This window comes from Spirillospora sp. NPDC047418 (assembly GCF_040643275.1).
Classification (GTDB): Bacteria; Actinomycetota; Actinomycetes; order Streptosporangiales; family Streptosporangiaceae; genus Spirillospora.
Window position 1 is genome coordinate 1 of record NZ_JBEYTW010000102.1, and the last position, 23,240, is coordinate 23,240.

The 23,240-nt window shown below is 74.4% G+C and carries 13 protein-coding genes; 9 read left to right on the forward strand and 4 right to left on the reverse strand.

Going from position 1 to position 23,240, the window contains the following annotated elements; genetic code table 11:
* Positions 1-197: hypothetical protein (locus tag ABZ806_RS37875; RefSeq protein WP_500223178.1), on the reverse strand; the 197-nt coding region annotated here is incomplete at its 3' end.
* A gap of 271 nt (positions 198-468) precedes the next feature.
* Between ABZ806_RS37875 and ABZ806_RS37880 the strand changes: the two genes are divergently transcribed.
* Positions 469-903 (forward strand): ATP-binding protein, encoded by a 435-nt coding sequence (locus tag ABZ806_RS37880; protein ID WP_500223179.1) that lies wholly within the window; start codon positions 469-471, stop codon positions 901-903.
* A complete protein-coding gene (locus ABZ806_RS37885; RefSeq protein WP_500223180.1) occupies positions 900-1,247 on the forward strand; it encodes a hypothetical protein in 348 nt (115 codons plus the stop codon). Before ABZ806_RS37880 ends, ABZ806_RS37885 begins: the two co-directional genes overlap by 4 nt.
* Positions 1,248-1,364: 117 nt before the next feature.
* Here the strand turns inward: ABZ806_RS37885 and ABZ806_RS37890 are convergent, their stop codons facing one another.
* Complete coding sequence (locus ABZ806_RS37890; RefSeq protein ID WP_500223181.1) at positions 1,365-1,991, reverse strand: transcriptional regulator; 627 nt, start codon at positions 1,989-1,991, stop codon at positions 1,365-1,367.
* A 10-nt stretch (positions 1,992-2,001) separates the two neighbouring features.
* Complete coding sequence (locus tag ABZ806_RS37895) at positions 2,002-2,391, reverse strand: DNA-binding protein (RefSeq protein WP_500223182.1); 390 nt, start codon at positions 2,389-2,391, stop codon at positions 2,002-2,004.
* Positions 2,392-2,641: 250 nt separating this feature from the next.
* Here ABZ806_RS37895 and ABZ806_RS37900 point away from each other — a divergent pair, with 250 nt between their 5' ends.
* From ABZ806_RS37900 to ABZ806_RS37925, 6 genes are all read left to right on the forward strand, one after another.
* Positions 2,642-2,851: a hypothetical protein gene (locus ABZ806_RS37900; protein WP_500223183.1), complete on the forward strand. Its 210-nt coding sequence runs from the start codon at positions 2,642-2,644 to the stop codon at positions 2,849-2,851.
* Between the two features lie 79 nt (positions 2,852-2,930).
* Positions 2,931-3,512 carry a TIGR04222 domain-containing membrane protein gene (locus ABZ806_RS37905; RefSeq protein ID WP_500223184.1) on the forward strand — a complete coding sequence of 194 codons (582 nt, stop codon included), beginning with the start codon at positions 2,931-2,933 and terminating at the stop codon, positions 3,510-3,512.
* Positions 3,513-3,620: 108 nt separating this feature from the next.
* Positions 3,621-4,706 (forward strand): DUF6461 domain-containing protein, encoded by a 1,086-nt coding sequence (locus ABZ806_RS37910; protein ID WP_500223185.1) that lies wholly within the window; start codon positions 3,621-3,623, stop codon positions 4,704-4,706.
* A gap of 656 nt (positions 4,707-5,362) precedes the next feature.
* Entirely contained in the window at positions 5,363-5,602 is a 240-nt protein-coding gene (locus ABZ806_RS37915) for a DUF7019 family protein (protein ID WP_500223186.1), read from the forward strand.
* A gap of 4 nt (positions 5,603-5,606) precedes the next feature.
* Complete coding sequence (locus ABZ806_RS37920) at positions 5,607-9,224, forward strand: WD40 repeat domain-containing serine/threonine protein kinase (RefSeq protein ID WP_500223187.1); 3,618 nt, start codon at positions 5,607-5,609, stop codon at positions 9,222-9,224.
* A 77-nt stretch (positions 9,225-9,301) separates the two neighbouring features.
* The gene (locus tag ABZ806_RS37925) at positions 9,302-9,718 is read left to right on the forward strand and encodes an SRPBCC family protein (protein WP_500223188.1); all 417 of its coding nucleotides are present in this window, start codon (positions 9,302-9,304) and stop codon (positions 9,716-9,718) included.
* Between the two features lie 54 nt (positions 9,719-9,772).
* On the opposite strand, the gene ABZ806_RS37930 is transcribed toward ABZ806_RS37925, so the two are convergent.
* Complete coding sequence (locus ABZ806_RS37930) at positions 9,773-11,071, reverse strand: salicylate synthase (RefSeq protein ID WP_500223189.1); 1,299 nt, start codon at positions 11,069-11,071, stop codon at positions 9,773-9,775.
* A gap of 92 nt (positions 11,072-11,163) precedes the next feature.
* Here ABZ806_RS37930 and ABZ806_RS37935 point away from each other — a divergent pair, with 92 nt between their 5' ends.
* The gene (locus ABZ806_RS37935) at positions 11,164-23,187 is read left to right on the forward strand and encodes an amino acid adenylation domain-containing protein (RefSeq protein WP_500223190.1); all 12,024 of its coding nucleotides are present in this window, start codon (positions 11,164-11,166) and stop codon (positions 23,185-23,187) included.
* Positions 23,188-23,240 lie beyond the last annotated feature (53 nt).

Consider the following 23,240-nt stretch of genomic DNA (forward strand, 5'->3'; position numbering starts at 1 on the left):
TTCGCCTCCGGCAGCCCGCCCCGCTGAAAGCCGCGCAGGATCGTCTGGACGGTGGGGACGACCAGGGACGTGAGCGTGAAGAACGCGGCCGGCACCAGGAGCGCCAGCCCGAGGACGACCTGTGCCGTACCGCCCGCCTTCCGCGGCGGACCGGGTAATGGTGCGGGAGCCATGGGGGCGGAGGGCGGAGGGACCATCTCGACTCCCGAAAGGGGTTCGCAGCGCGGATCGGTCGAAGATCGTGAGAGAGCCGAGTGTACGGCGAAACGCTCAGAACCGGCAGCCGCACGCCACGTGGACGTTCAGGTGACGGGCGTTCGGATTCGGGGCCCGGGCGGCCGGTTGACGCTCACGTGGCGAGCGTGCGAATCAGTGGGCTGACGTGGGGTTTTCCCTGTGATCGCCGATTCGTGGTGTGACGATGAACACGCACGATGACGAACCGGCCACAACGCGCTGAGGAACCCCATGTCGTACCCGATACCCGGCACGTCCGTCCCCGCGAGCGCGCTGCGCTGGCGCCGCGCCTTCCCGGGCGAACCCGTCCAGGCCCGTGCCGCCCGCCGCTTCACCGCGATGCTCCTGGACGGCTGCCCGCTGCTGGACGAGGTGCTCCTCGCCATCGACGAGCTGGTGGTGAACGCGCTGCGGCACACGAAGTCCGGTCAGCCCGGCGGGACCTTCACCGTCGAGATCACCCGCTGGGACGGGGCGGTCGCCGTCTCTGTCACCGACGAGGGCGCCCCGTCCGAGCCGTGCGTGACCGACGCCGCCGACGACGCCGAGTCCGGACGCGGCCTGCGGACCGTGTCCCTCATGGCCGCCGGCTGGGGCTGGTTCGGCAGCGACCGGTCCCGCACCGTCGCCGCCGTCTTCGGCGCGGCCCTCGGCGAGGCGGCGTGAGCGGCCACGATCTGCGCGAGTGGACCACCGCGCAAGTGCGGTCCGCGATGACCGCCGCCATGCGCGCCGACCCGCACGCCCTGGACCGGCTCGCCGGAGCGAACTCCGCCGTCCTGGACCCGCACAGCGTGGCGTTCCTGCGCACGGCCCGCATGCTGACGCTGGCGACATCAGCGGCGCTGACCACCGTCCTCACCGTCCACCGGGCAGGACGCGACCGGCACGAGCGGCCCGTCTGCGCGGCGTGCGGCACCGGCCGCTGCCGAACCAGCCCCAGCCGGCGACCGAGGACGATGAATGGGGCTCCTCCGCCTGGGCGGCCGAGGCGCTCGACCTCGCGCTGAGCGCGCCGCCTTGACCGGGAGTTCTCACGCCGCCATGTCGAAAACCCCCGACATGCCCGCACCATCGTTGCACCCCGACCTCGGCCGAGCCGGGGGACGGAGGATCATCAGAGGTCGTCAGGTATCGGATCCTCGCGGGATCCCGAGGGTGGCGAGCAGATCCTCGTGGAACTGGATCCACAGAGTGTGGCAGGAGTCCCGGTCGTGGCCGTCGACCCATGCACGCTCTCCCCGCTCCACCTTGCGTAGCGCTGAGGAGTACCGGTCGGCGTAGCCGTCGAAGCGGGCCAGGCGCTCGGTGAGTTGACCGCACAGCTCGGTGAAGGAGTTGCCCGCGTCCGCCAGCGTCCGCAGGACCCGTTCGTCCCAGCGCCAGTCGGTGTGATCGTTGAAGGCCATCGGATCGAGCCGGGTCGGCCGTATCTGCCAGTCGGTACAGGCGGTACCGAAGCGCCGGTTCAGGGGTACGAACGCGGCGTGCACGCCGGTTACGGCATCTCGCGCACCCGCCCGGTCGAGCTCGTCCGCCAGCCGCCTCTCATTCTCCACACGGCCGGCGTCGGTCAGTGACCAGCCGGAGCTGCCGGCGAAGCTCGACCAGTGAAGCCAACCCCGGGCCTGGAAGTCCAGCAGTGCCTCCTGGATCACATCGGCGTCCAGCCTGTAACGGGCGGCGACGCGGGACGCCGTCGAAAAGCCCAGCACTCGGACGCCGTGCAAGGCCAAGTCCTCCGGAGCGGACACGCCGGCCACCTCAAACACTCCCTCGGCGGTTCTCGACGCGGCCCGTCACCCGGCCGAAGCGCTGCTGCGCGGCCTGGGCGGAGGCCAGCCCCATCGCGCGCGAGATCTGCGGCCACGACAGACCATGAGAGCGTGCGATGAACATCAGCGCCGCCTCCACCTGGTCCACCTCGGCCCGGGCGGCCGGCAGCAGAGTCAGGGCCGCCGCCACGGTGCGCTCGTCGATGTCGCCGGCGCTGTCATGCCACAACGCGAAATGGATCAAGTCGACCGCCGAGGGTGGCTGACTCCCGTGCAGCCAGGGCGCCCGCGGGAGCGACGATGCACCCGAGTCCAGCAACCGCCTGCGCGCCTCCGCCTCGCGGTCGGCCTGCCCATGGTCGGCGTCCGAGTTCTCCATGCGGATCATGCTGAGGTATCAACATATTGTTGTCAACATAATGTTGATAGGTGACCGCCGCCGCCGCGTCGGCCGCCGTCGGGGGCGTGTGCGGCCGGCGCGGAGACCCGGCCCAGCGGGCCAGCGCGCTCGACGACGTGGTGGGTGTGCGGCCGGTTGGGCAGCAGGTCGGTCGGCATCTGCCGTTTTTGTCGAGCGTGCGATCATGGCGCGGGCTTTGGCGGCGTGCAGGCTCTTCCATGTGCCGCAAATGACCGAACCGGCCGGCCGCGACTACCGGGGACCCGGCCGTGATTACCTGCCGGGCGTCGCGGCCTCTGCGTTCGCCGCGACCGACGCCCGCCGCGCCGCGCGGCTCGCCGGTGAGATCACCGGGACTGGGCTGCGGGATGTGTCCCTCAGTGCCGTCACCGAGCTGATCGCCGAGACCGCCGTGGCCCCGGCACGGCGCCAAGGTTGACGCCGGAACGTCCGCAGAGCACAGTGCGTCTGACCAGAAAGCGTCCGTACTGTTATGACCTCAGTTGGAAGTGGAACTGATGCGCGATCACACCGAATTACGCCCCGACGAGATCGCCTACCTGTGCGGCGGCCGCGAGCGTGTCGCGATGACCGTGCTGGTCAGGTTGGCCGGGGACGGTCAGATCAGGGTCTCGCCGGATCGGCACCGGGTGTACGCGGAACGGCGCGAACCCCGCGACCCCGTCGAGACCGCGGCGCTGAAGGCGGTGCCGGAGGTCGGCAGGGTGCTCGGCCTGACCTTGCTGATGATCGCGGCCTCCCCAGCGGTCGAGGAGGTCGGCCGGCGGCTTCGGGCGGAGCGGCTGCTGCCGGGCTCCCGCGTCCGTGCGCTGTGGCAGTGGGGCCGGGCCCGGCGGGCGCGGCGGCTGCGCCGTGCGCTGGACCGGGCGTCGTCGCTGGACGCCCTGTCCCGCGTCGCGGCCAGCGGCGCCGCGGGCATCGCCGACCGTGAACTCCGGACGATCTTCGAGACCCACACGTGGGAGCCACCGGTATCGATCAAGATCAGCATCCCGAAGCCGCGGGTCAACGAACCGCTTCCCGAAGTGCCCTACCGGTCCGGCCTGTACAGCGCGTACTCCGACTTCGGGGGCTTCTGAACCCGGACCCGCCGGGGCGGAGTAAGCCCGCCGGTTTTGGATCTCTTCACCTGCCGGGTCGGACACTGTCATGATCTTCAGGAATGACACCGACCATTGCGGGGGGCCATGCTCAAGGTGACGCGCGACGACGTCGCGCGGATTGAGATGCTCGGTGAGATCTTCTGTCTCACTTTCATCAAGAAGGTTGACGAGACCGAGGCGCTGTCACGCTTAGGGGCTCTCCCGGACACGCTGCGTCCCCGCACTCTGCAGGAGGCGGGCGAGGCGTTCGGCTCCTACGAGGCGGGGTATCCGGACTTCGCCTTCGCGCTGAACCTCGGCACCTGGACGGTACTGATCGAGCCCAATGGCTTTCAGGGCTCGCTCATCGAGCCGTTGGCGGCACTGTCTCAGGGCACCGAGGCCGTCTCGGTACTGCGGCACGACTATGCCGACCACGGCTTCCGCTACGCGGTCGACGGAGCGCTGGTCACCGGATTCGAGCCCACCTGGCCCGATGTGCGCTGGGGCAGTGAGCCCGACCGCCTGCTCGGGAAGATGCGCGCGGCGGGCCTGAACCCGGACGCCGAGGACGAGGACGACTACGTGTCAAGCGCCCATGTCCCGGCCCTCCTCCTGGCGGGCCTGATCACCGGCGCCCTCCCGCATCCGGACGCACTGGCCGGAGAACTCCTGTCCGCCGAGATCGAATCCTGGTTCTCGGCGGCTCCGCCCTCGCTGTCCTACGGTCCCAAAGATCCCGAAATGATCGCGGCCCTTGACGCCGCCCCGCCGCGCCTGCTCCGTGCGGTCGCCGCGCGGGAGGCCATGCGCCTGGCGGCCGTCCTGGATGTCGACGGCACTCCCGGCCTCGCCGAGGCGGTCGCCGCGGCCGAGCGCGGCGAGCCGGTCGCGGTCGCCCCCGGCTCCGAGCTCGGCGGGCACGTCCGATCGTGGCTGACGCGGTCACGTCAGGCCGGGGTATCACTCAACGACCCGTTCGCACGCTCCAAGATGAGTGACGGCGAACGGACGACCGCCATGACGCTGGGCTGGTTCACGACCGCGTTGAAGGCCGCGTTGTCCCCCGATCCGCACACCGCCGCCCGCGGCGCTCTCGGCCCGCTCGCGCAGGGCCCTCCTCTTCTCCGCGACCCCGACCAGGAGGCCGCCGTCCTGCGCACCCTCAGTGACGCCCCGGACCCGGCCTGAAGGGGGAGCGCCGGCGGTTCGATGACGCGGACCCGACGTGAGCCGCTGGCCGCGCGCGTTCCGCTGATGAACGTGCGGGTCTCGCCAGAGGCAACCGGTCGACGTGCGGGCTGTTGGCGTGCGAATCACCCCTCTGACGTGGGCTTTTCCGTGTGATCGCCATGACGAACCGGCCACTGGGCGCTGGGGAACCATGTCCGATTCGATTCCCGTCCTGTCCGCCCCCACGAGCGCGCAGCGCCGGCGGCGCGCCTTCCCCGGCGACCTCGTCCGCTGGGACGGCGCGGTCGCCGTCGCCGTCGCCGATGAGGGCGCCCCGTCCGAGCCGTGCGTGACGGTCGCCGCCGACGACGCCGAGTCCGGGCGCTCTTTCCGGGTGCTCTGGCCGGCCACGAGGTATGGGGCGTCGACGGGTTCCTGTGGGAGGGCGGGTACCTTTCGCGATGGAAAATATCCCCGGAGTGGGAGCCGTCATCGAATTCTTTATGGCTGATCATGGACGGATCTGCGTCGATCTCACCGGAGGCGCGAATGCGCGTGGCTGGAGGTGAATGGGTGACGGGCGTCCGCTGTGATCGCCGCACATTGCGGTCTGCCAGGTACGGGCGCGAGTAATGTGGCCCTGGCAGGATCCGTTCGGCGGCGGAGGGGGCCGAGTGTCACTGCGTTACCACTTCTACATCGGCGATTCCAAGATCAACATTCTGCTTCCGCGGGTCGATCCCGGATTCGGGCGGAAACGCACTTCCGAGGGCGGGGTGGGCGCGAAGTTCCCGAGCGCCGAACGCACCGTCGAGGCGCCGGGCCAGTATGCGCGGGGGCGGCTGCCGATGCGCTGGGGGCCGCCGGGTAGTGCGCTCGCGGCGGTCCATCTGTCCGTTGCGCTCGGCGGCTGACGCGGTGGCGGCGGCTCAGGAGTGGACGCCCGGTGAGGTCGTGCTCGGCCTGTACGAGGTGCTCGGCGTGGTGCACAGCGGTGGCATGGGCGTGGTGCACCGGGTGCGTCACCGCGGCTGGCAGGTCGACATGGCCGTGAAGACGCCGCGTCCGAGGTACGTCCAGAATCCGGAGGACCGGCGTCGGTTCGAGGCGGAGGCCGGCACCTGGGTGAACCTCGGGCTGCATCCGCACACGGTCGGATGCGCCTACGTCCGCACGATCGACGATCTGCCCCGGGTGTTCGCCGAATGGGTCGACGGGGGCAGCCTGGCCCAGGCGGTGGACGGCGGGGCACTCTACGCGGGCGGGCACGAGGCGGCGCTGGCCCGCATCCTCGACATCGCCGTGCAGACGGCCTGGGGGCTCGCGCACGCGCACGAGGCCGGACTCGTCCACCAGGACGTCAAGTCCGCGAACGTGATGCTCGAACCGGACGGCACCGCCAAGGTGACCGATTTCGGGCTGGCCAAGGCGCGGGCCGCGAGCGAGAACGACGAGAACGGTGAGGGCGGCGAGAGCGGCGCGGCGCCGCCGCCCGAGCTGCCGGTGTCGGTCAGCTTCGGCGGGATGACGCGTGCCTACTGCTCTCCGGAGCAGGCCGCCGCGGCCGCGAGCGCGCGGGACGTCCGGCTCACGGCGGCGACCGACGTGTGGTCGTGGGCGGTGACCGTGCTGGAGATGTTCGCCGGACGGCTGCCGGCGCGTCGCGGCCAGGCCGCCGGTAAGGCGATGGAGGCGATCCTGCGCGACGGCGGCGCGCGGGTCCCGGTCCCGCCGGCGGTGGCGGCGCTGCTGCGGCAGTGCTTCGCCGAGGATCCGGCGGCACGTCCGGCCGGTTTCGGGGAGTTGGCGGCGACGCTCACCGAGCTGTACCGCGAGGTCCTCGGCGTCCCCTACGAGCGGCCCGTTCCCCGGGCGGCGCGGCTGCTGTCGGACGGCCTGTCGAACCACGCGCTCTCGCTCCTGGACCTCGGCCGCACCGAGGAGGCCGAGGGGCTGTGGCGGCGGGCGCTCGGCACCGACCCGTACCACCTGCCGTCGGTCTACAACTCCGGCCTGCACCGGTGGCGGACGGGGCAGGAGACCGGCGAGGAAGTCGTCACGAACATCGAGGCCGCGATCGCCGCGGACGGCGGCGGCCGGGCCGGATACGGTGCCCTGCTCCTCGGCGCCGTCCAGCTGGAGCGGCACGAGGACGAGCGCGCCGGGGAGCTGCTGCGCGAGGCGGCCGCCGCCGACCCCGACTCGGCGGACGCCGCCGACGCGCTGGCCGAGTGGGAGCGCCGCCCGCCGCGGATCCACGCGGACTTCGACGGTCGCGCCCGCAAGCGCGGCGGCTCCCTCAAGGACGATGTCGCGGCGGTCGCGGTCACCGCGGACGGCGGACTCGTCCTGTCCGGCGACCGCGCGGGGAAGCTGCTGCTGTGGAAGCCCGGCCGGAGCCGGCCGCCGCGTGTCCTGACCAGGCGCGGGGAGGAGGTCGCCGCCCTCGCCATGGACAAGGTCGGCACGCTCGGGGCCGCGATCCGGGGCGGCGTCGTCGAACTGTGGGACCTCGAGCGGGGCCGCCGGCTGCCGAGTCCGCCGCAGGGGCCCGGGGCCGTCGCCCTGGCCGTGAGCGGAGACGGCCGCTACGTCGCGGCGGGGTATCCGCGCGGCATGATCCAGGTGTGGGAGGTCGACGGGCCGCTCATCGCCGCCACCCTCAGCGGCCACACCGGGCCGGTCACCTCGCTGGCGCTGAGCGAGGACGGCATGGCGGCCCTGTCCGCCTCGCTCGGCTTCCACCACGACGGCACCGTCCGCGCCTGGGACGTGGCGGGCGGCGTGTGGGTCCGCGCCCTGATCGGGCCCGTCCGGGGAACGCTGCACGGCAGGCCCGTGCACACCAGCCCGATGGACGCCGGAGCCGTGTCGCCCGACGCGCGGTACGCCGTGGTCGCCTGGTCGCCGGGGCCGCTCGTCGTGTGGGACGCGTGGCGGGGCGCCGTGGTCAGCGAGGCGCCGCACTCGTGGCGGGACGTGGAGTCCGTGCTGCCCGCGGCGGCGGCGCCGACCGTGGTGACCGTGGCGGACGGCGGCAGCGAGGTCGAGGTGTGGGACGCCTCGACCGGCCGGTGCCTGCGCGCGCTCGACCGGGACCTGCCGCCCGGCGCCGGCTGGACGAACGCGCTCGCCGTCAGCGCCGACGGCCGCGTCGCGGTGCTCGGCCTGCCCGGGGGACGCGTCGCGGTCCGGTCGCTGCCCGACGGCGGGTACCGGGCGCCCTGGTGCTACGCGCGCCCGCGGCCCGCGCCCGAACTGACCCGGGCGGAGGAGGCGTTCCAGGAGCTCGTGGACCGCGCGGACGAGCTGGCGGCCGGTGGGCGTTTCCCGGCCGCGGCGGAGGCGCTGCGGTCCGCGCAGCGGATGCCGGGGTTCGACCGCCACCCGGCGCTGCGGGCGGCGTGGGCGCGGCTGGGCGAGCACGGACGCAGGTCCACCCTGCTGAGCGCGTCGCCGCTGTACTCCTACGACGCGGACGAGGTGTTCACGCAGCCGCCGACCGTTGCCGTGCGGGAGGACGGCGCCGTCGCGGCGACCGGCCGCTGGACCGGCGAAGTCGACGTCTGGGACCTTGCCGCGGGCGATCGGCTGCACACCTTCGACCGCGGCGAGGGCGGCAGCCCCAGGGACATCCGGTTCGCGGTGGACGGCATGCTGGTCGTGGTGCTGACGTCCGCGGGCACGATCCGGCGCCTGAGCCTCGAAACGGGGAGCAAGTACCTGTTCACCGACGAGTTCGGCGCCATCAGCGCGTTCGCGGTGAACCCGGCGGGCGACCGGATCCTCATCGGCGACGCGACCGGCACCCTGCGCCTGCGGGACCTGCCCGCGGGCGACATCCTGCACACGTGGAAGGCGCACGGCGGCAAGGTCCACGCGGCGGCGCTCAGCGGCGACGGCCGGTACGCGGCCACGCTCGGCAGCGGGCACCCGGAGGCGAACCGCTTCGGCGGACCGCCCGGCGAGAACGAGATCCACCTGTGGCGGCCGGGGGAGGACCGCCCCGTGTGGACGCTGCCGTCGCGGACGTCCGGTGAACGACTCGACTTCAGCGCCGACGGCCGGACCCTCTTCGTGTCCCAGAGCCTGTTCGTCGGCGCGTGGGACGTGGGCACCGGGGAGCTGCGGTACTCCCACCTCGGCCGGGCGTCGGGCGGACTGTCGGACATCGCCGTCGTCTTCGGCGCGGACGGCCGGCTGGCGGCGACCCCCGACAAGGGGGCGCTGCGCGTCTGGGAGACCGGCACCGGAGATGTCGTCCAGACCCTGTCGATGCCGGAGACCCCGAACGCGTTCGCCCTCAGCGCCGACGGGGCGTTCGCGGTCACCGGCGCGGACCGCACGGTGCGGGTGTGGGACGTCCGCTCCGGCCGGTGCCTGCGCACGCTGGAAGGCCATCGGGGCCCGCTCTACCAGGCGGCGCTCAGCCGGGACGGCACGCTGCTGGCCACCGTCGATCTGCGTACGACCCTGTGGGTGTGGGAGTTGGCGTGGGACTTCGACTTCGCCGGAGAATTTAATCAAGATTCTTGACCATCACGGATCATTACTATAATCTCGTGTCCAGTTGGCCCCCGCGACCCGGCGGGGATCGGACAAGGAGACACGCCATGGGCACCACCGGTTTCGACTACGCCATCACCCGCACCCTGGACGCCCCGGTCGGCAAGGTCTGGGACGCCTGGACCGACGCCGGCCAGTACGCCCAGTGGGCCGGCGCCGAGGACGTCGCCTTGGACGTCCGGCCCGGCGGCGCGTGGAGCTCGGTCATGGTCATCCCCGGCGGCGCCCGCGTCCCGCTGACCGGCTCCTACACCGAGGTCGTGCCGAACGAGCGCCTGGTGATGGGGATGGACGTCCCCGGCGCCGGTGAGCCCGTCCTGATGACCCTCGCCCTGGCCGCCGACGGCGACCGCACCGAGATCACCCTCTCCCAGACCTTCGACTCCGCCGAGGAGCGCGACCAGGCCGAGCAGGGCAGCACCATGCTCCTCGACGGCCTGACCGGCTTCCTCGCCGGAGCCTGAGCCCGGCCCCCGGCCCCCGGAACGCGAAACCCGTGCGCACGGCCTGCCGGAGGATCAGGCGAGGGGGACGACGTAGGGGGCGATGCTGGAGAGCTTCTCGCAGGTCTCCTCGTATTCGCGGTCGGGGGTGGAGGCGCTGACGATGCCGGCGCCGGCGCGGAGCCACGCGCGGCCGTCCTCGCTGTAGAGGGCGCGCAGGACGAGGGCGGAGTCGAGGGCGCCGTCGTGGGAGACGGCCACCACGGCGCCGGAGTACATGCCGCGGCGCTCTTCGAGGCGGGTGATGGCCTCGATCGCGTCCGGCTTCGGGATGCCGGACGCGGTCACGCCGGGGAAGAGGGCGTCCAGGGCGTCCCACGGGGAGCGGTCCAGGGCGAGGACGCCGACGGCGCGGGAGCCGAGGTGCTGGACGCTGCCCCGCTCCTTCACGGTCATGAAGTCGGTGACCCGGACGGTGCCCGGGTCGCAGACGCGGTGCAGCTCCTCCAGGGACGTGCGCACGGAGACGGCGTGCTCGAAGATCTCCTTCGGGTCGTTCTCCAGCTCGCGGCGGCTCCGGGCGTCGGCCTCCGCGCCGGTCCCGAAGGCGCGGGTGCCGGCGAGGGGCTGGGTCATGACGCGGCCGTCCGCGTCCACCGTCGCGAGGACCTCGGGGCTGAAGCCGGTGGCCCGGAAGCCGCCGAGGTCGAGCAGGAACGAGCGTGCGGGAGTGTTGGCCTCGCGCCCGCGCGCGTAGGTCGCGATCACGTCGACCGGGTGCGGGATGTCCAGGCGGCGGGACACGATGACCTTCTGGTAGCGGCCCGCGCGGATCTCGGCGACGGCCTCGGCGACCTTGGCGCGGTAGGCGTCGCCGTCCACCCGGACGTCGACGGGGGAGGGGGTCCCGGGGACCGGGGCGGCCTCGGTGAGGAGGTCGGCCACCTGGCCGGTGTCGGGGCCGGTGATGCGGGCGAGGCCGCCGGCGATGCGGACCTCGGTGCGCGGGACGATCAGGTGCGCGAGCCGCCCGGTGGGCCGGGCCGCGGCGAACTCGAAGGCGATCCAGCCGTAGGCGTTCCAGGCGGGCAGCGGGACCTCGGCGAACGCGTCGCGGAGCGCGTCGGCCGGGCGCCCCGACCAGGGCCGGGTGGACGGGGGGCCGTCCGGCCGGCGGGTCCGGACGGCGCCCGCGTCGAGGACGACCTCGGCGAGCACGCCGCCCGCGAACGTCCACGAGCCGGGCCGCTCGTAGACCACGTAGTCGCCGAACAGGCCGGATCCGGCCAGCCGGGCCATGGCGGAGAGGGGCTCGGAGGGGCATTCCAGCACGAGTTCCGTGGGATTCGCATCAGTGCGCAGACCGATGGACAAGGCAGCCAACTCCCTTTCGCGGCCGGAAGATCAAGTTAGGTAAGGCTAACCTTGTGTGCTCGTCATAGGCAAGGCTAACCTAACTCGCGATCATGATGGCGGACGAGAGGGCGGGCGTGCAGACGACGGCGGCGCGGCGGCGCGAACTGATGCGGCGGATGATGGCCGAGGCCGGGCTGGGGTCCGGGGGTTCCGGGATCGCTCCCCGCGAATCGGACGGGCCGGCGCCGCTGTCCCACGCGCAGCAGAGCATGTGGCTGCACCACCGTGCCTTCCCGGGCAGCCCCGCCTACAACGTCTGCCTGCTCGTCCGCATGGACGGCCCGCTCGACACCGGCGCCCTGCGGGAGGCGCTGCGCGGGCTGATCCGCCGGCACGCCGTCCTCCGCACGACGTACGCGGAGGACGGTGCGGAGGCCCGGCCGGTGCAGGTCGTCACCGGCGACGACACGCTGGAGCTCGCGCCGGTCCCGTGCGCGGACGCCGAGGCGCGGGCGGCGGAGCTGGCGGCGATGCCGTTCGATCTGCGGAACGAGCGGCCGATCCGGCTCGAGCTGCTGAGGCTCGCGGAAGACGGGCACGCGCTGGTCCTGGTCGTCCATCACATCGCGTGGGACGGGATGACGTGGGGTTCGCTGTCGCGCGACCTGTCCGCCCTCTACCGCGCGGCCGTCACCGGGGAACCGGACGGGCTGCCCGCGCTGGACGTCCAGTACGCCGACTACGCGGAATGGGAGCAGCGGCGGCCCATCGACGAGGGCGACCTCGCCTACTGGCGCGAGCGCCTCGACCCGCCGCCCGCGCCGCTCGACCTCCCGGCCGACCATCCGCGCGGCGCCGTCCTGGACGAGCGGGGCGGGCGCCGCGCGCGGCGGTTCGGCGACGCCGCGACCGAGGGGATGCGGAGGCTCGCCGCCGAGGAGAACCTCACCCCCTACATGGTGATGACGGCGGCCTACGCCGTCCTGCTGCACCGCTACACCGGCGCGGACGACGTGGCGATCGGCTCGGCGGTGATGAACCGTGAGCACGCCGAGACCGAGCGGCTCGTCGGCAACTTCGGCAACACGCTCGTGCTGCGCACCGACCTGTCCGGCTCGCCGACGTTCCGGGAGGCGCTGCGGCGCTCCGGCCGGACGGTCACCGAGGGCTTCGCGCACCAGACGCCGCCCTACGACCGGATCGTCCGGGAACTGCGTCCCGAGCGGGGCCGGGGGCGGTCGGCGTTCTTCGACACGATGCTCCTCTTCCTCGCCCAGGAGATCGGCGAGCTCGACCTGCCCGGCATCGCGTCGAGCTGGACGCACATCCACAACGGCACGACACATTTCGACCTGTCGCTGGAGGCGTTCGTCCGGCCGCAGGGCATGACCGTCGAGGCCACGTTCCGGCGCGAGCTGTTCGACGACGAGCGCATCGACGCGCTGCTCGTCCACCTGGAGACGCTCCTCGCGGACGCCACGGCCGACCCGGACCGCCCCATCGGCGCCCTCGACATGATGGACGGCGGCGAGCGCGCTCTCATCGAGGCCGCCAACGCCACCGGGCGGCCGGTGCCCGAGACGAACGTCGTCGCGCTGTTCGCGGAGCAGGCCGCCCGCACGCCCGGCGCCACGGCCGTCCAGGCCGGGACGGAGTCCCTCACCTACGCCGAACTGGACGAGCGGTCGTCGGCGCTCGCGGCGGAACTCCGCGCCAGGGGCGCCAGGGCCGAGAGCGTCGTCGCGCTCGCACTGCCCCGCACGCCGGACCTCGTCGTCGCCCTGCTGGGCGTCCTGAAAGCGGGCGCCGCGTACCTGCCGCTCGACCTCGACCACCCCGCCGACCGGCTCGCCTACATGCTGGAGGACGCCGGGCCCCTCTGCGCGATCGTCGCACCGGAGACCGCCCACCTCCTCCCGGACACGGCGCGCCTCCTCGTCCTCGACGGCCCCCTCCGGCCGGCTCCCGCGCCCGCCGGCGGCATCGGCGGAGACCAGCTCGCCTACGTCATCTACACGTCCGGTTCGACCGGACGCCCCAAGGGCGTGGCGATCCCGCACGGCGCGCTGGCGAACTTCCTGCTCGCGACACGCGCGCAGCTGGACCTGGGCGCCGGGGACCGGCTCGTCGCGGTGACGACGATCGCGTTCGACATCGCCGCCCTGGAGCTGTTCGTCCCGCTGATCAGCGGCGCGACCGTCGTCCTCGCCGACCGGGCGGCCGTCCGCGACCCGGCCGCGCTCGCCGGGCTGCTCAAGGACGCCACGGTCGTGCAGGGCACCCCGTCGCTGCTCGGCACGCTCGACCCGGCCGCGCTGACGGGGCTCCGGGTGCTCGTCGGCGGCGAGGCGCTGCCCCCCGCGCTCGCCGAGACGCTCCGAGCGGAGGCGGCGCTCGCGACGAACATGTACGGGCCGACGGAGGCCACGATCTGGGCGACGTCCGCGGACCTGCCCGCGCCCGGCATCGGCGGCCCGTTCTGGAACACCCGCGCGCACATCCTCGACGCGCGGCTCCGCCCCGTCCCGCCGGGCGTGCCCGGCGAGCTGTACCTGGCGGGCGCCCAGCTGGCCCGCGGCTACACCGGCCGCCCCGGCCTCACCGCGGAGCGGTTCACCGCCGACCCGTACGGACCGCCCGGCTCCCGCATGTACCGGACGGGCGACCTGGCGCGGCGCGCCCGCGACGGGTCGATCGAGTACCTCGGCCGCACCGACGACCAGGTGAAGATCCGCGGGTTCCGGATCGAGCCGGCCGAGACGCAGGCGGTCCTTGCCGCGCAGCCGGGCGTCGCGCGGGCGGCCGTCGTGGTCCGCGAGGACCGCCCCGGCGAGCGCAGGCTCGTCGGCTACTACGTCCCGGCGGGCGACACCGACGAGACGCTCCTCCGGGACGCGCTCGCCGGCGCGCTGCCCGCGTACATGGTGCCGTCCGCCCTCGTCGCCCTCGACGCGCTGCCCCGCACGGTCAACGGCAAGCTCGACCGCGCCGCGCTGCCCGCGCCCGGGGCCGGCGTCTCCGGCCGCGCCCCGCGCGACGCCCGCGAGGCCGCCCTGTGCGCGATCTTCGCCGAGCTGCTCGGCGTCGAGGGGATCGGCATCGACGACGACTTCTTCGCGCTCGGCGGGCATTCGCTGCTGGCAGCCCGCGTCGCGGCGAAGGCCCGCGCCGTCCTCGGCGCGGACCTGTCCATCGCGGACGTGTTCGAGGCCCCGACCGTCGCCGCCCTCGCGCCCAGGCTGGTCACGACCGACGTGGTGCGGGTGCGCGATGTCGGACGGCCCGAGATCGTCCCGGCGTCGGCGGCGCAGCGCGGGCTGTGGCTGGAGGAGCGGCTGCGCGGCCCGTCCGCGTCCTACGCGCTGCCCCTCGGCCTGCGCCTCTGCGGCCCGGTGGACGCGGGCGCGCTCGACGCCGCGTTCGCCGATGTCGTCGCCCGCCACGAGGCGCTGCGCACGCTGCTCGTCGAAGGACCGGACGGCCTGCCCGTCCAGCATGTCCGCGACTCGGACGCCCGCCTCTCCGTCATCGACGCGCGCGGCGAGAGCCCGGAGCGCGTCGCCGCCATCGAGCGGGACGCCACCGCGCACGTCTTCGACATCGGCCGCGACCTGCCCGTCCGCGGCACCCTCGTCCGGACCGGCGACCACGACTGGACGCTGCTCCTGCTCCTGCACCACGCCGCCGCCGACGAATGGTCGTTCACGCCGCTGCTCGCCGACCTGGCGCGCGCCTACGAGGCCCGGCGCGGCGGGCGCGCACCCGCCTGGGAGCCGCTGCCCGTCCAGTACGCGGACTACGCGGCCTGGCAGCGCGACGCCGCGCCCGATCCGGCGCCCCAGCTCGACTTCTGGGCCGAGGCGCTGGCCGGCCTGCCGGCGGAGACCGTCCTGCCGTTCGACCGGCCGCGTCCGGCGGAGGCCGGCCACCGGGGCGGGCTCGTGCCGTTCCGGCTCCCGGCCGGCCCGGTCCGGCGGCTCGCCCGCGACACCGGGACCAGCGTGTTCATGGTGCTGCACGCCGCCGTCGCCGCGCTGCTCCAGCGGTCGGGCGCCGGCGACGACATCGCGCTCGGCTCGCCCATCGCCGGGCGCGCCGACGAGGACCTCGCCGGCCTGGTCGGGGTGTTCGTCAACCCGCTCGTGCTGCGCGCCGACCTGTCCGGCGACCCGACGTTCGCCGAGCTGCTCGACCGGGTGCGCGCCGCCGACCTCGCCGCGTTCTCGCACGCCGGCGTCCCGTTCGAACGGGTCGTGGACCGGCTCGCCCCGGAACGCTCGCTCGCCCGCAGCCCGCTGTTCCAGGTGATGATCGTCCACCAGCGGCTGGACGACGTGCGCCTCGCGCTGCCCGGCGTCCGCGCCGAGCCGTTCCTGCCGGAGACCGGCGGCGTGAAGTTCGACCTCGACCTCTACTTCGCCGAGGGCGGCGACGAGGTCGAAGGGTTCGCCGCGTTCGCCGCCGACCTCTTCGACGCCGCCACCGTCGAAGGGCTCCTGGACGGCCTGGACGACCTGATCGCCCAGGTCACCGCCGACCCCGGACGGCGGCTCTCCACGCTCGGCGCGCCCGTAGAGCACCCCGACACCGCCCGCACGTTCCCGATCCGGACGGCCGCCGCCCTGATCGAGGACCAGGCCGTCCGGACCCCGGACACGACCGCCGTCGTCTTCGGCGACACCGTCCTCACCTACGCCGGCCTCGACCGCCGCGCCGAGGCGCTCGCCGACCGGCTCGCCGCCGCCGGCGCCGGCCCGGAGCAGGTCGTCGGTCTCGCCCTGCCGCGCTCGGACGAGTTCGCCGTCGCGCTGCTGGCCGTCCTCAAGACGGGCGCGGCCTACCTGCCGATCGACCTCTCGTACCCGCCCGCCCGCGTGGAGGCGATGCTGGACGCGGTCCGGCCGCTGCTCGTCCTCGGCCGCGACGAACCGCCCCGGGACGCGCCCCGCCGCGTCCGCCCGGACCTCCGCCCGGACCACCCGTCCTACGTGATCTTCACGTCCGGGTCGACCGGGACGCCGAAGGCCGTCGCCGGCACCCAGCGCGCCCTCGCCAACCGCCTCGCCTGGGGCGCGGACCTCGCCGCGCCCGGCGTCCGCGTCGCCAAGTCGTCGCCCGCGTTCATCGACGGCACGACCGAGCTGCTCGGCGGCCTCGCCGCCGGCGACACGGTCGTCATCGCCGACGAGGCGACCGCGGCCGACGCCGTCGCGCTCGCCGACCTCATCGAACGGCACGGCGCCGGGCTCGTCACGCTCGTCCCCAGCCTGCTCGCCGCGTTCGCCGAGAACGGGCTGCCGACCTCCGTCACCACCTGGATCAGCAGCGGGGAGGCACTGCCCGCCGCGCTCGCCGAGCAGATTCCGGCCCGGCTGGTCAACCTGTACGGGTGCTCAGAGGCGGCAGGCGACAGCCTCATCGCGGAGGCCGGGGGACTGGCGCCCATCGCCAACACCCGCGCGCACGTCCTCGACGCCGCGCTGCGCGAGGTCCCCGTCGGCGAGCTGTACCTGGCGGGCGACGGCCTCGCGCGCGGCTACCTCGGCGACCCGGCCCGCACCGCCGAGCGGTTCGTCGCGAACCCGTTCGGGCCGCCCGGCTCCCGCCTGTACCGGACCGGCGACCGGGTCCGGCGCCGCCCGGACGGCGGGCTCGACTTCCTCGGCCGCACCGACGACCAGATCACGCTCCGCGGCTTCCGGATCGAGCCGGGCGAGGTCGAGGCCGTGCTCGCCGCCCGGCCGGGCGTCCGGCGCGCCGCGGTCGCCGCGCACGGGTCCCGCCTCGTCGGGTACATCGTCGGCGACGCCGACACCGAGGCCCTGCACGCGTCGCTGCGGAACCTCCTGCCCGGCCATCTCGTCCCGGCCGACCTGGTCGTCCTGGACGAGCTGCCGCTGAACCCGAACGGGAAGGCCGACCGGCGCTCGCTCCCCGAGCCGGGGCGCCCCGCCGGCGGGCGGGCGCCGTCGACCGAGCCGGAACGCGTCCTCGCCGCGATCGCCGCGAGCGTCCTCGGCCGCGACGGCGTGGGCGCCGACGACGACTTCTTCCGCACCGGCGGCGACAGCATCGGCGCGGCGCTCCTCGTCGCCCGCGCCCGCCGCGCCGGACTGGCGTTCACCGTCCGCGACGTCTTCCGCCTCCGCACGGTGGAGCACCTCGCCCGCATGGCCGCACCCGCGGCGGACGCGGTCCCCGCTCAGGCCGCCGAACCGGCCGGCGAGCTTCCGCTCTCGCCGCTCCAGGAGGGCCTGCTCTTCCACCTGATGCTCGCCGGGGAAGGCCGCGACATCTACGTCCAGCAGGCGGTCGTGCAGCTTTCCGGGCCGGTCGATCCCGGCCGGATGGCGGACGCGGCGCGCGCCGTGCTGGCCAAGTTCCCGAACCTCCGCGCCGGGTTCCGGACGGACGGCGACCGCGCCGTGCAGTTCGTCCCCGGCGACTTCGACACGCCCTGGACGCACGCCGCCGTCGCCCCGGACGACCTCGAAGCCTTCATCGACGCCCAGCGGGCGGAACCGTTCGACCCGGGCCGGCCGCCGCTCATCCGGTTCGCGCTGGCCACCCTCGCCCCCGGCGACCACCGCCTGATCCTGACCTCCGAGCTGATCCTGCTGGACGGCTGGTCGGGCGGCCTCCTCGTCACCTCGCTGCTCGACTCCTACACCGATGCCGCCGCGGAGGCGGCGCGCCCCGTCCCGCAGTTCCGCGCGTTCCTCGACTGGGCCGGCACCCGCGACAGGGCCGCCGCCGTGGACGCCTGGCGCCGCGCGCTCGACGGCTTCGACGAGCCCGCCCTCGTCCGCCCCGGCCTGGTCGACACGCCGGCCGATCCCGCGGACGCCGGGGAGGTGCACCGGCCGCTCCCGCCCGCCCTCGCCGAACGGCTCGACGCCGTCGCCCGCGACCGCGGCGTCACCCCGGGCACGCTCTTCGCGACCGCGTGGGGCCTGGTCCTGATGGGCCTGACCGGGCGGGACGACGTCGTCTTCGGCGCCTCCGTCTCCGGACGCCACCCCGACGTGGACGGCGTCGAATCCATGGTCGGCCTGCTGTTCAACACGATCCCCGTCAGAGTCCAGGCGGGCCCGGCCGACCCGCTGGCGGGCGTGCTCGACCGCGTCCAGCGGGCGCAGTCCGAGCTGTTCGACCACTCCTACGTCGCGCTCGCCGACCTCCAGCGCGCCACGGGGCTCGGGACGCTCTTCGACACGCTGTTCGTCTTCCAGAACTTCCCCGGCATGCCGACCGACCGCGGCTTCGGCCCGGACGGCGACCTCCGCGTCCTCGGCCGCGAGGTCCGGGACGCCACGCACTACCCGATCACGATGGTCGTCGAGCCCGGTACCGGGCTACGGGTCATGTACCGGGAGGACGCGTTCACCGGCGCCGAGGCCGAACGCGTCACCGACCGCTACCTCGGCGTCCTCCGCCGGCTCGCCGACGACCCCGCCGCGCCCTGCCACGACCTCGACCTCCTCGTCCCCGAGGAACACGCCGGGCTCCGCCGCGCCTGGGACGAGGCGCGGCACCCCGTCCCCGAACTGACGGTCGCGGAACTGCTCGCCGAACGCGCCGCGGCACAGCCCGGCGACCTCGCGCTCGTCTCCCTGCCCGACGTGCGCCTCACCTACGGGGAGCTGAACGCCGAGGTCAACCGCCTCGCCCGCCTCCTCATCGCGAACGGCGCGGGCCCGGAACGGGTCGTCGCGCTCGCGCTGCCCCGCTCCGCGCAGATGGTCGTCGCGCTGTTCGCCGTCCTGCGCACCGGCGCCGCGTACCTGCCGCTCGAACTCGACTACCCGGCCGACCGGCTCGACTACATGCTGAAGGACGCGGCCCCCGCCTGCCTGGTCTCGCACCGCGGCATCGCCGCCGGCCTCGCCTTCGGCGGCCCGGTCCTCGCGCTGGACGACCCCGAGACGGCCCGCACCCTCGCCGACCTGCCCGGCACCGACCCGGCCCCCGGCGAACTGCGTGGCTTCGCGCCCGGCACCCCGGGCCGGCTCGACCACCCCGCCTACGTCATCTACACGTCCGGTTCGACGGGACGGCCCAAGGGCGTGGTGACGCCGTACCGCGGCCTCACCAACATGCAGTTCAACCACCGCGCCCACATCTTCGACCCGGTGGTCGCCTCGGCGGGCCGCCGCCTCCGCATCGCGCACACCGTCTCCTTCTCCTTCGACATGTCGTGGGAGGAGCTCCTCTGGCTCGTCGAAGGCCACGAGGTGCACGTCTGCGACGAGGACCTGCGCCGCGACGCCGAGGCGCTGACCGCCTACCTCCGCCTGCACCGCATCGACGTCATCAACGTGACCCCCACCTACGCCCAGCAGCTCTTCGACGAGGGGCTCCTGGACGGCGGGCACCGGCCGCCGCTCGTCCTGCTCGGCGGCGAGGCCGTCCCGGTGCCGGTGTGGGACCGGCTCGCGCGGGCCGACGGCGTCCTCGGCTACAACCTGTACGGGCCGACCGAGTACACGATCAACACGCTCGGCGGCGGGACCGGGGACAGCGCCACCCCGACCGTCGGGAAGCCGATCTGGAACACCCGCGGCTACGTCCTCGACGGCTGGCTGCGGCCCGTCCCGCCGGGCGCGCCCGGCGAGCTCTACATCGCGGGCGACGGCCTGGCGCGCGGCTACCTCGGCCGCGCCGGCCTGACCGCCGAGCGGTTCGTCGCCGACCCCTTCCGCGCCGATGCCGCGGCGGGCGGCCGCATGTACCGGACGGGCGACCTCGTGCGGGTCCGCGAGGACGGCAACATCGACTTCCTCGGCCGCACCGACGACCAGGTGAAGATCCGCGGCTACCGGGTCGAACCGGCGGAGATCGAGACCGCGCTCGCCGCCGAACCCGGCGTCGGGCAGGCCGCGGTCGTCGCCGCGGGCACCGGCGTCCCCGGCGTGCAGCGCCTCGTCGGCTACATCGTCCCGGACGGCACCCGCGACGGCGCCGCCGACGAGCGGCTCGCCGAGTGGCGGCAGATCTACGACGCCGAGTACACCGAGGTCGGCACGGTCGTCCACGCCGAGGAGTTCGCCGGCTGGGACAGCAGCTACGACGGGGCCCCCATCCCCCTGGACGACATGCGCGAATGGCGGGAGACGACCGTCGACCGGATCCGCGCGCTCGGCCTCGGCCGCGTCCTGGAGATCGGCGTCGGCACCGGCCTCCTCCTCACCCGCCTCGCCCCCGAGAGCGGCGAGTACTGGGGCACCGACTTCTCCGAACCCGTCATCGCCAAGCTGCGCCACGACCTCGGCCCGGATTCACCCGTCCGGCTGAGCTGCCGTCCCGCCCACGACACCACCGGCCTCCCTGAGGCGTACTTCGACACGATCGTGATCAACTCGGTCGTCCAGTACTTCCCGGGCGCCGCCTACCTCCAGGACGTGATCACCGGGGCGATGCGCCTCCTCGCCCCCGGCGGGACGCTCTTCATCGGCGACGTCCGCGACCTGCGCACCGTCCGCCACCTGCACGCCGCGATCCAGCTCGGACGCGGCACCGGCGACCTCGACGCCGTCGAGCGCGCCGTCCGGATGGAGAAGGAACTCCTCCTCGCCCCAGAGTTCTTCGCCGCGCTGGACGGCCCGGCCCGCGTGGACATCCTCACCAAACGCGGCACCCGCCACAACGAGCTGACCCGCCACCGCTACGACGCCGTCCTCCACAAGGACGCCCCGCCCGCCCCGCCGACCCGGAACACCCCCTGGACCACCCTCGACGATTTCGTTGACCTGCGGCGTGTTGTTGTTATGGAGGCCCGGATAACAACAACACGCCGCAGGTCAACGGGGGAGGGCGGGGCGGTGCGGGTGCGGGGGGTTCCCGATCCGCGGGTGTCGGGGGAGGTCGCCGCGCTGCGGGTGCTGCGGGACGGCGGCTCGGCGGACGAGGCGCGGCGGGCGCTGGCCGCGGCCCCCGAAGGGATCGAGCCGGACGAGCTCCGCGCGCTGTTCCCGGACGTCGTGCTCACCCCGTCCGAGCGGGCCGGATGCTATGACGCGGTGTTCGGCGGGGGAGCGGCGTGCCTCCCGGCGGAGCCGGGGCGCCCGCCCGCCGCGTACGCGAACGACCCCCTCGCCGCACGCGACCACGGGGTGCTCGCCGCGCGCGTCCGGGAGAGCCTCAAGGCCCGGCTCCCCGGCTACATGGTGCCGAGCGCGATCATGACCCTGGACGCGCTGCCGCTCACGGTCAACGGCAAGCTCGACCGGCGCGCCCTCCCCGACCCCGGGCGGGACGGGCCGCGCCGCGCCGGCCGCCCGCCGCGCACGCCCGTCGAACGGCTGCTGTGCACCCTGTTCGCCGAGGTGCTGGACGCGCCCGGCGCCGGCATCGACGACGACTTCTTCGACCTCGGCGGCCACTCGCTGCTCGCCACGCGGCTCGTCGGCCGCGCCCGCGCCGTGCTCGGCGCCGAGCTGGCGATCCGCGACCTGTTCGAGGCGCCGACCGTCGCCGGGCTGGCCGCGCGGGTCCACCGCGACGCGGGCGCGGAGCCCCGGCCCGTGCTGGAGCCGAGGGAGCGGCCCGCGCGCATCCCGCTGTCGTCTGCGCAGTGCCGGCTGTGGCTGCTCGACCAGCTACTCCGCGAGGACGACGGGCCGCGCGACGCCTACCACCTGCCGCTCGCGGTCCGGCTCCGCGGCGACCTCGACCTCGCCGCGCTCGAAGCGGCGATCGGCGACGTCACCGCCAGGCACGAGAGCCTCCGGACGGTCTTCGCCGAGCACGACGGCATCCCCTACCAGCGGATCCTCGGCCCGCAGGAGGCGCGTCCCGCGCTGGAGATCGCGGCCTGCCCGCCCGAGGACGTCATCGCACGGCCGTTCGACCTGGCCGAGGACGTCCCGCTGCGCGTCGCGGTGTTCCCCGAAGGGGAGCGCGAGCACCTGCTGCTGGCCGTCTTCCACCACATCGCGTTCGACGAGTGGTCGTTCGGGCCGTTCGCCCGCGACGTCGCCGAGGCGTACGCGGCCCGGCTGGACGGGAGGGCCCCGGCCTGGGAGCCGCCGCCCGTCCAGTACGCCGACCACGCCCTGTGGCAGCGGGAGCTGCTCGGCGACCCGCTCGACCCCGGCAGCGTCCACGCCCGGCAGCTCGACCACTGGGCGCGGACCCTCGCCGGCCTTCCCGAGGAGATCCCGCTGCCGGTGGACCGGCCCCGCCCCGGCACCGCCGGGCAGCGCGGCGGGACCCTCGCCGCCGACCTGCCGCCCGGCCTGGTGCGGCGCCTGCGCGACGTCGCGCGGGACGGCGCCGCCAGCATGTTCATGGTGTGCCAGGCCGCCGTCGCGGCGCTGCTGCACCGGACGGGCGCCGGCGACGACATCCCGCTCGGCGGCCCCGTCGCCGGCCGCACCGAGGAGGCCGCCCGCGACCTCGTCGGGTTCTTCGTCAACACGCTCGTGCTGCGCGCGGACGTGTCCGGCGATCCCGCGTTCGCGGACCTGCTCGCCCGCGTCCGGGACGCCGGCCTCGCCGGGCTCGCCAACCAGGACCTCCCCTTCGAGGCGGTCGTCGAGGCGCTGCGCCCGCGCCGCGTCCCCGGCCGCAACCCGCTGTTCCAGGTGATGGTCGGCTACGAGAACCAGGGCGCCGGCGACGTCCGGTTCCCCGGGCTGGAGCAGCGGGAGGCGCGGTTCGGACCGGGCGCGGCGAAGTTCGACCTCGACTTCATCTTCCGGGAGGACGCCGGCGGCCTCCAGTTGATCGTCGACTACTCCGCCGACCTGTTCGACCGGGCCACGATCGACGCCCTGGCGGCCGGGCTGATCCGCCTGCTGGAGGCGGTCGCGGACGATCCGGGGGTGCGGGTCGGGGCGCTTCCCTCCGTGCCGACCGCCCGCGCCGTGACCCCGGAGACGGCGGCCCCGGCGGCGGCCCCGGCGGTGCGGCGGGACGACGAGCGGGAGGCGGCGCTGTGCCGGATCTTCGCCGAGGAGCTCGGCGTCCCGGATGTCGGGCCGGACGACGACTTCTTCGACCTCGGCGGCCACTCGCTGCTCGCGATGAGGCTCGTCCGGCGGGTCAGGACCGAACCCGGCTGCGCGGCGGTGCGGATCGCGACGCTGATGGCCGCGCCGACCGTCGCCGGCCTGCTGGCACGGCTGGGGTGAGGTGCCTCATACCGGCGCACCCATTGCATGGTTAGGTGAGGCTAACCTAAGAT

What these genes read in the sequence shown, in the direction of transcription:
- ABZ806_RS37880 (WP_500223179.1), top strand. Translation starts at nt 469, where the DNA reads ATGTCGTACCCGATACCCGGCACGTCCGTCCCCGCGAGCGCGCTGCGC.
- ABZ806_RS37895 (WP_500223182.1), bottom strand. Translation starts at nt 2,391, where the DNA reads ATGGAGAACTCGGACGCCGACCATGGGCAGGCCGACCGCGAGGCGGAG.
- ABZ806_RS37900 (WP_500223183.1), top strand. Translation starts at nt 2,642, where the DNA reads ATGACCGAACCGGCCGGCCGCGACTACCGGGGACCCGGCCGTGATTAC.
- ABZ806_RS37905 (WP_500223184.1), top strand. Translation starts at nt 2,931, where the DNA reads ATGCGCGATCACACCGAATTACGCCCCGACGAGATCGCCTACCTGTGC.
- ABZ806_RS37910 (WP_500223185.1), top strand. Translation starts at nt 3,621, where the DNA reads ATGCTCAAGGTGACGCGCGACGACGTCGCGCGGATTGAGATGCTCGGT.
- ABZ806_RS37925 (WP_500223188.1), top strand. Translation starts at nt 9,302, where the DNA reads ATGGGCACCACCGGTTTCGACTACGCCATCACCCGCACCCTGGACGCC.
- ABZ806_RS37935 (WP_500223190.1), top strand. Translation starts at nt 11,164, where the DNA reads ATGATGGCGGACGAGAGGGCGGGCGTGCAGACGACGGCGGCGCGGCGG.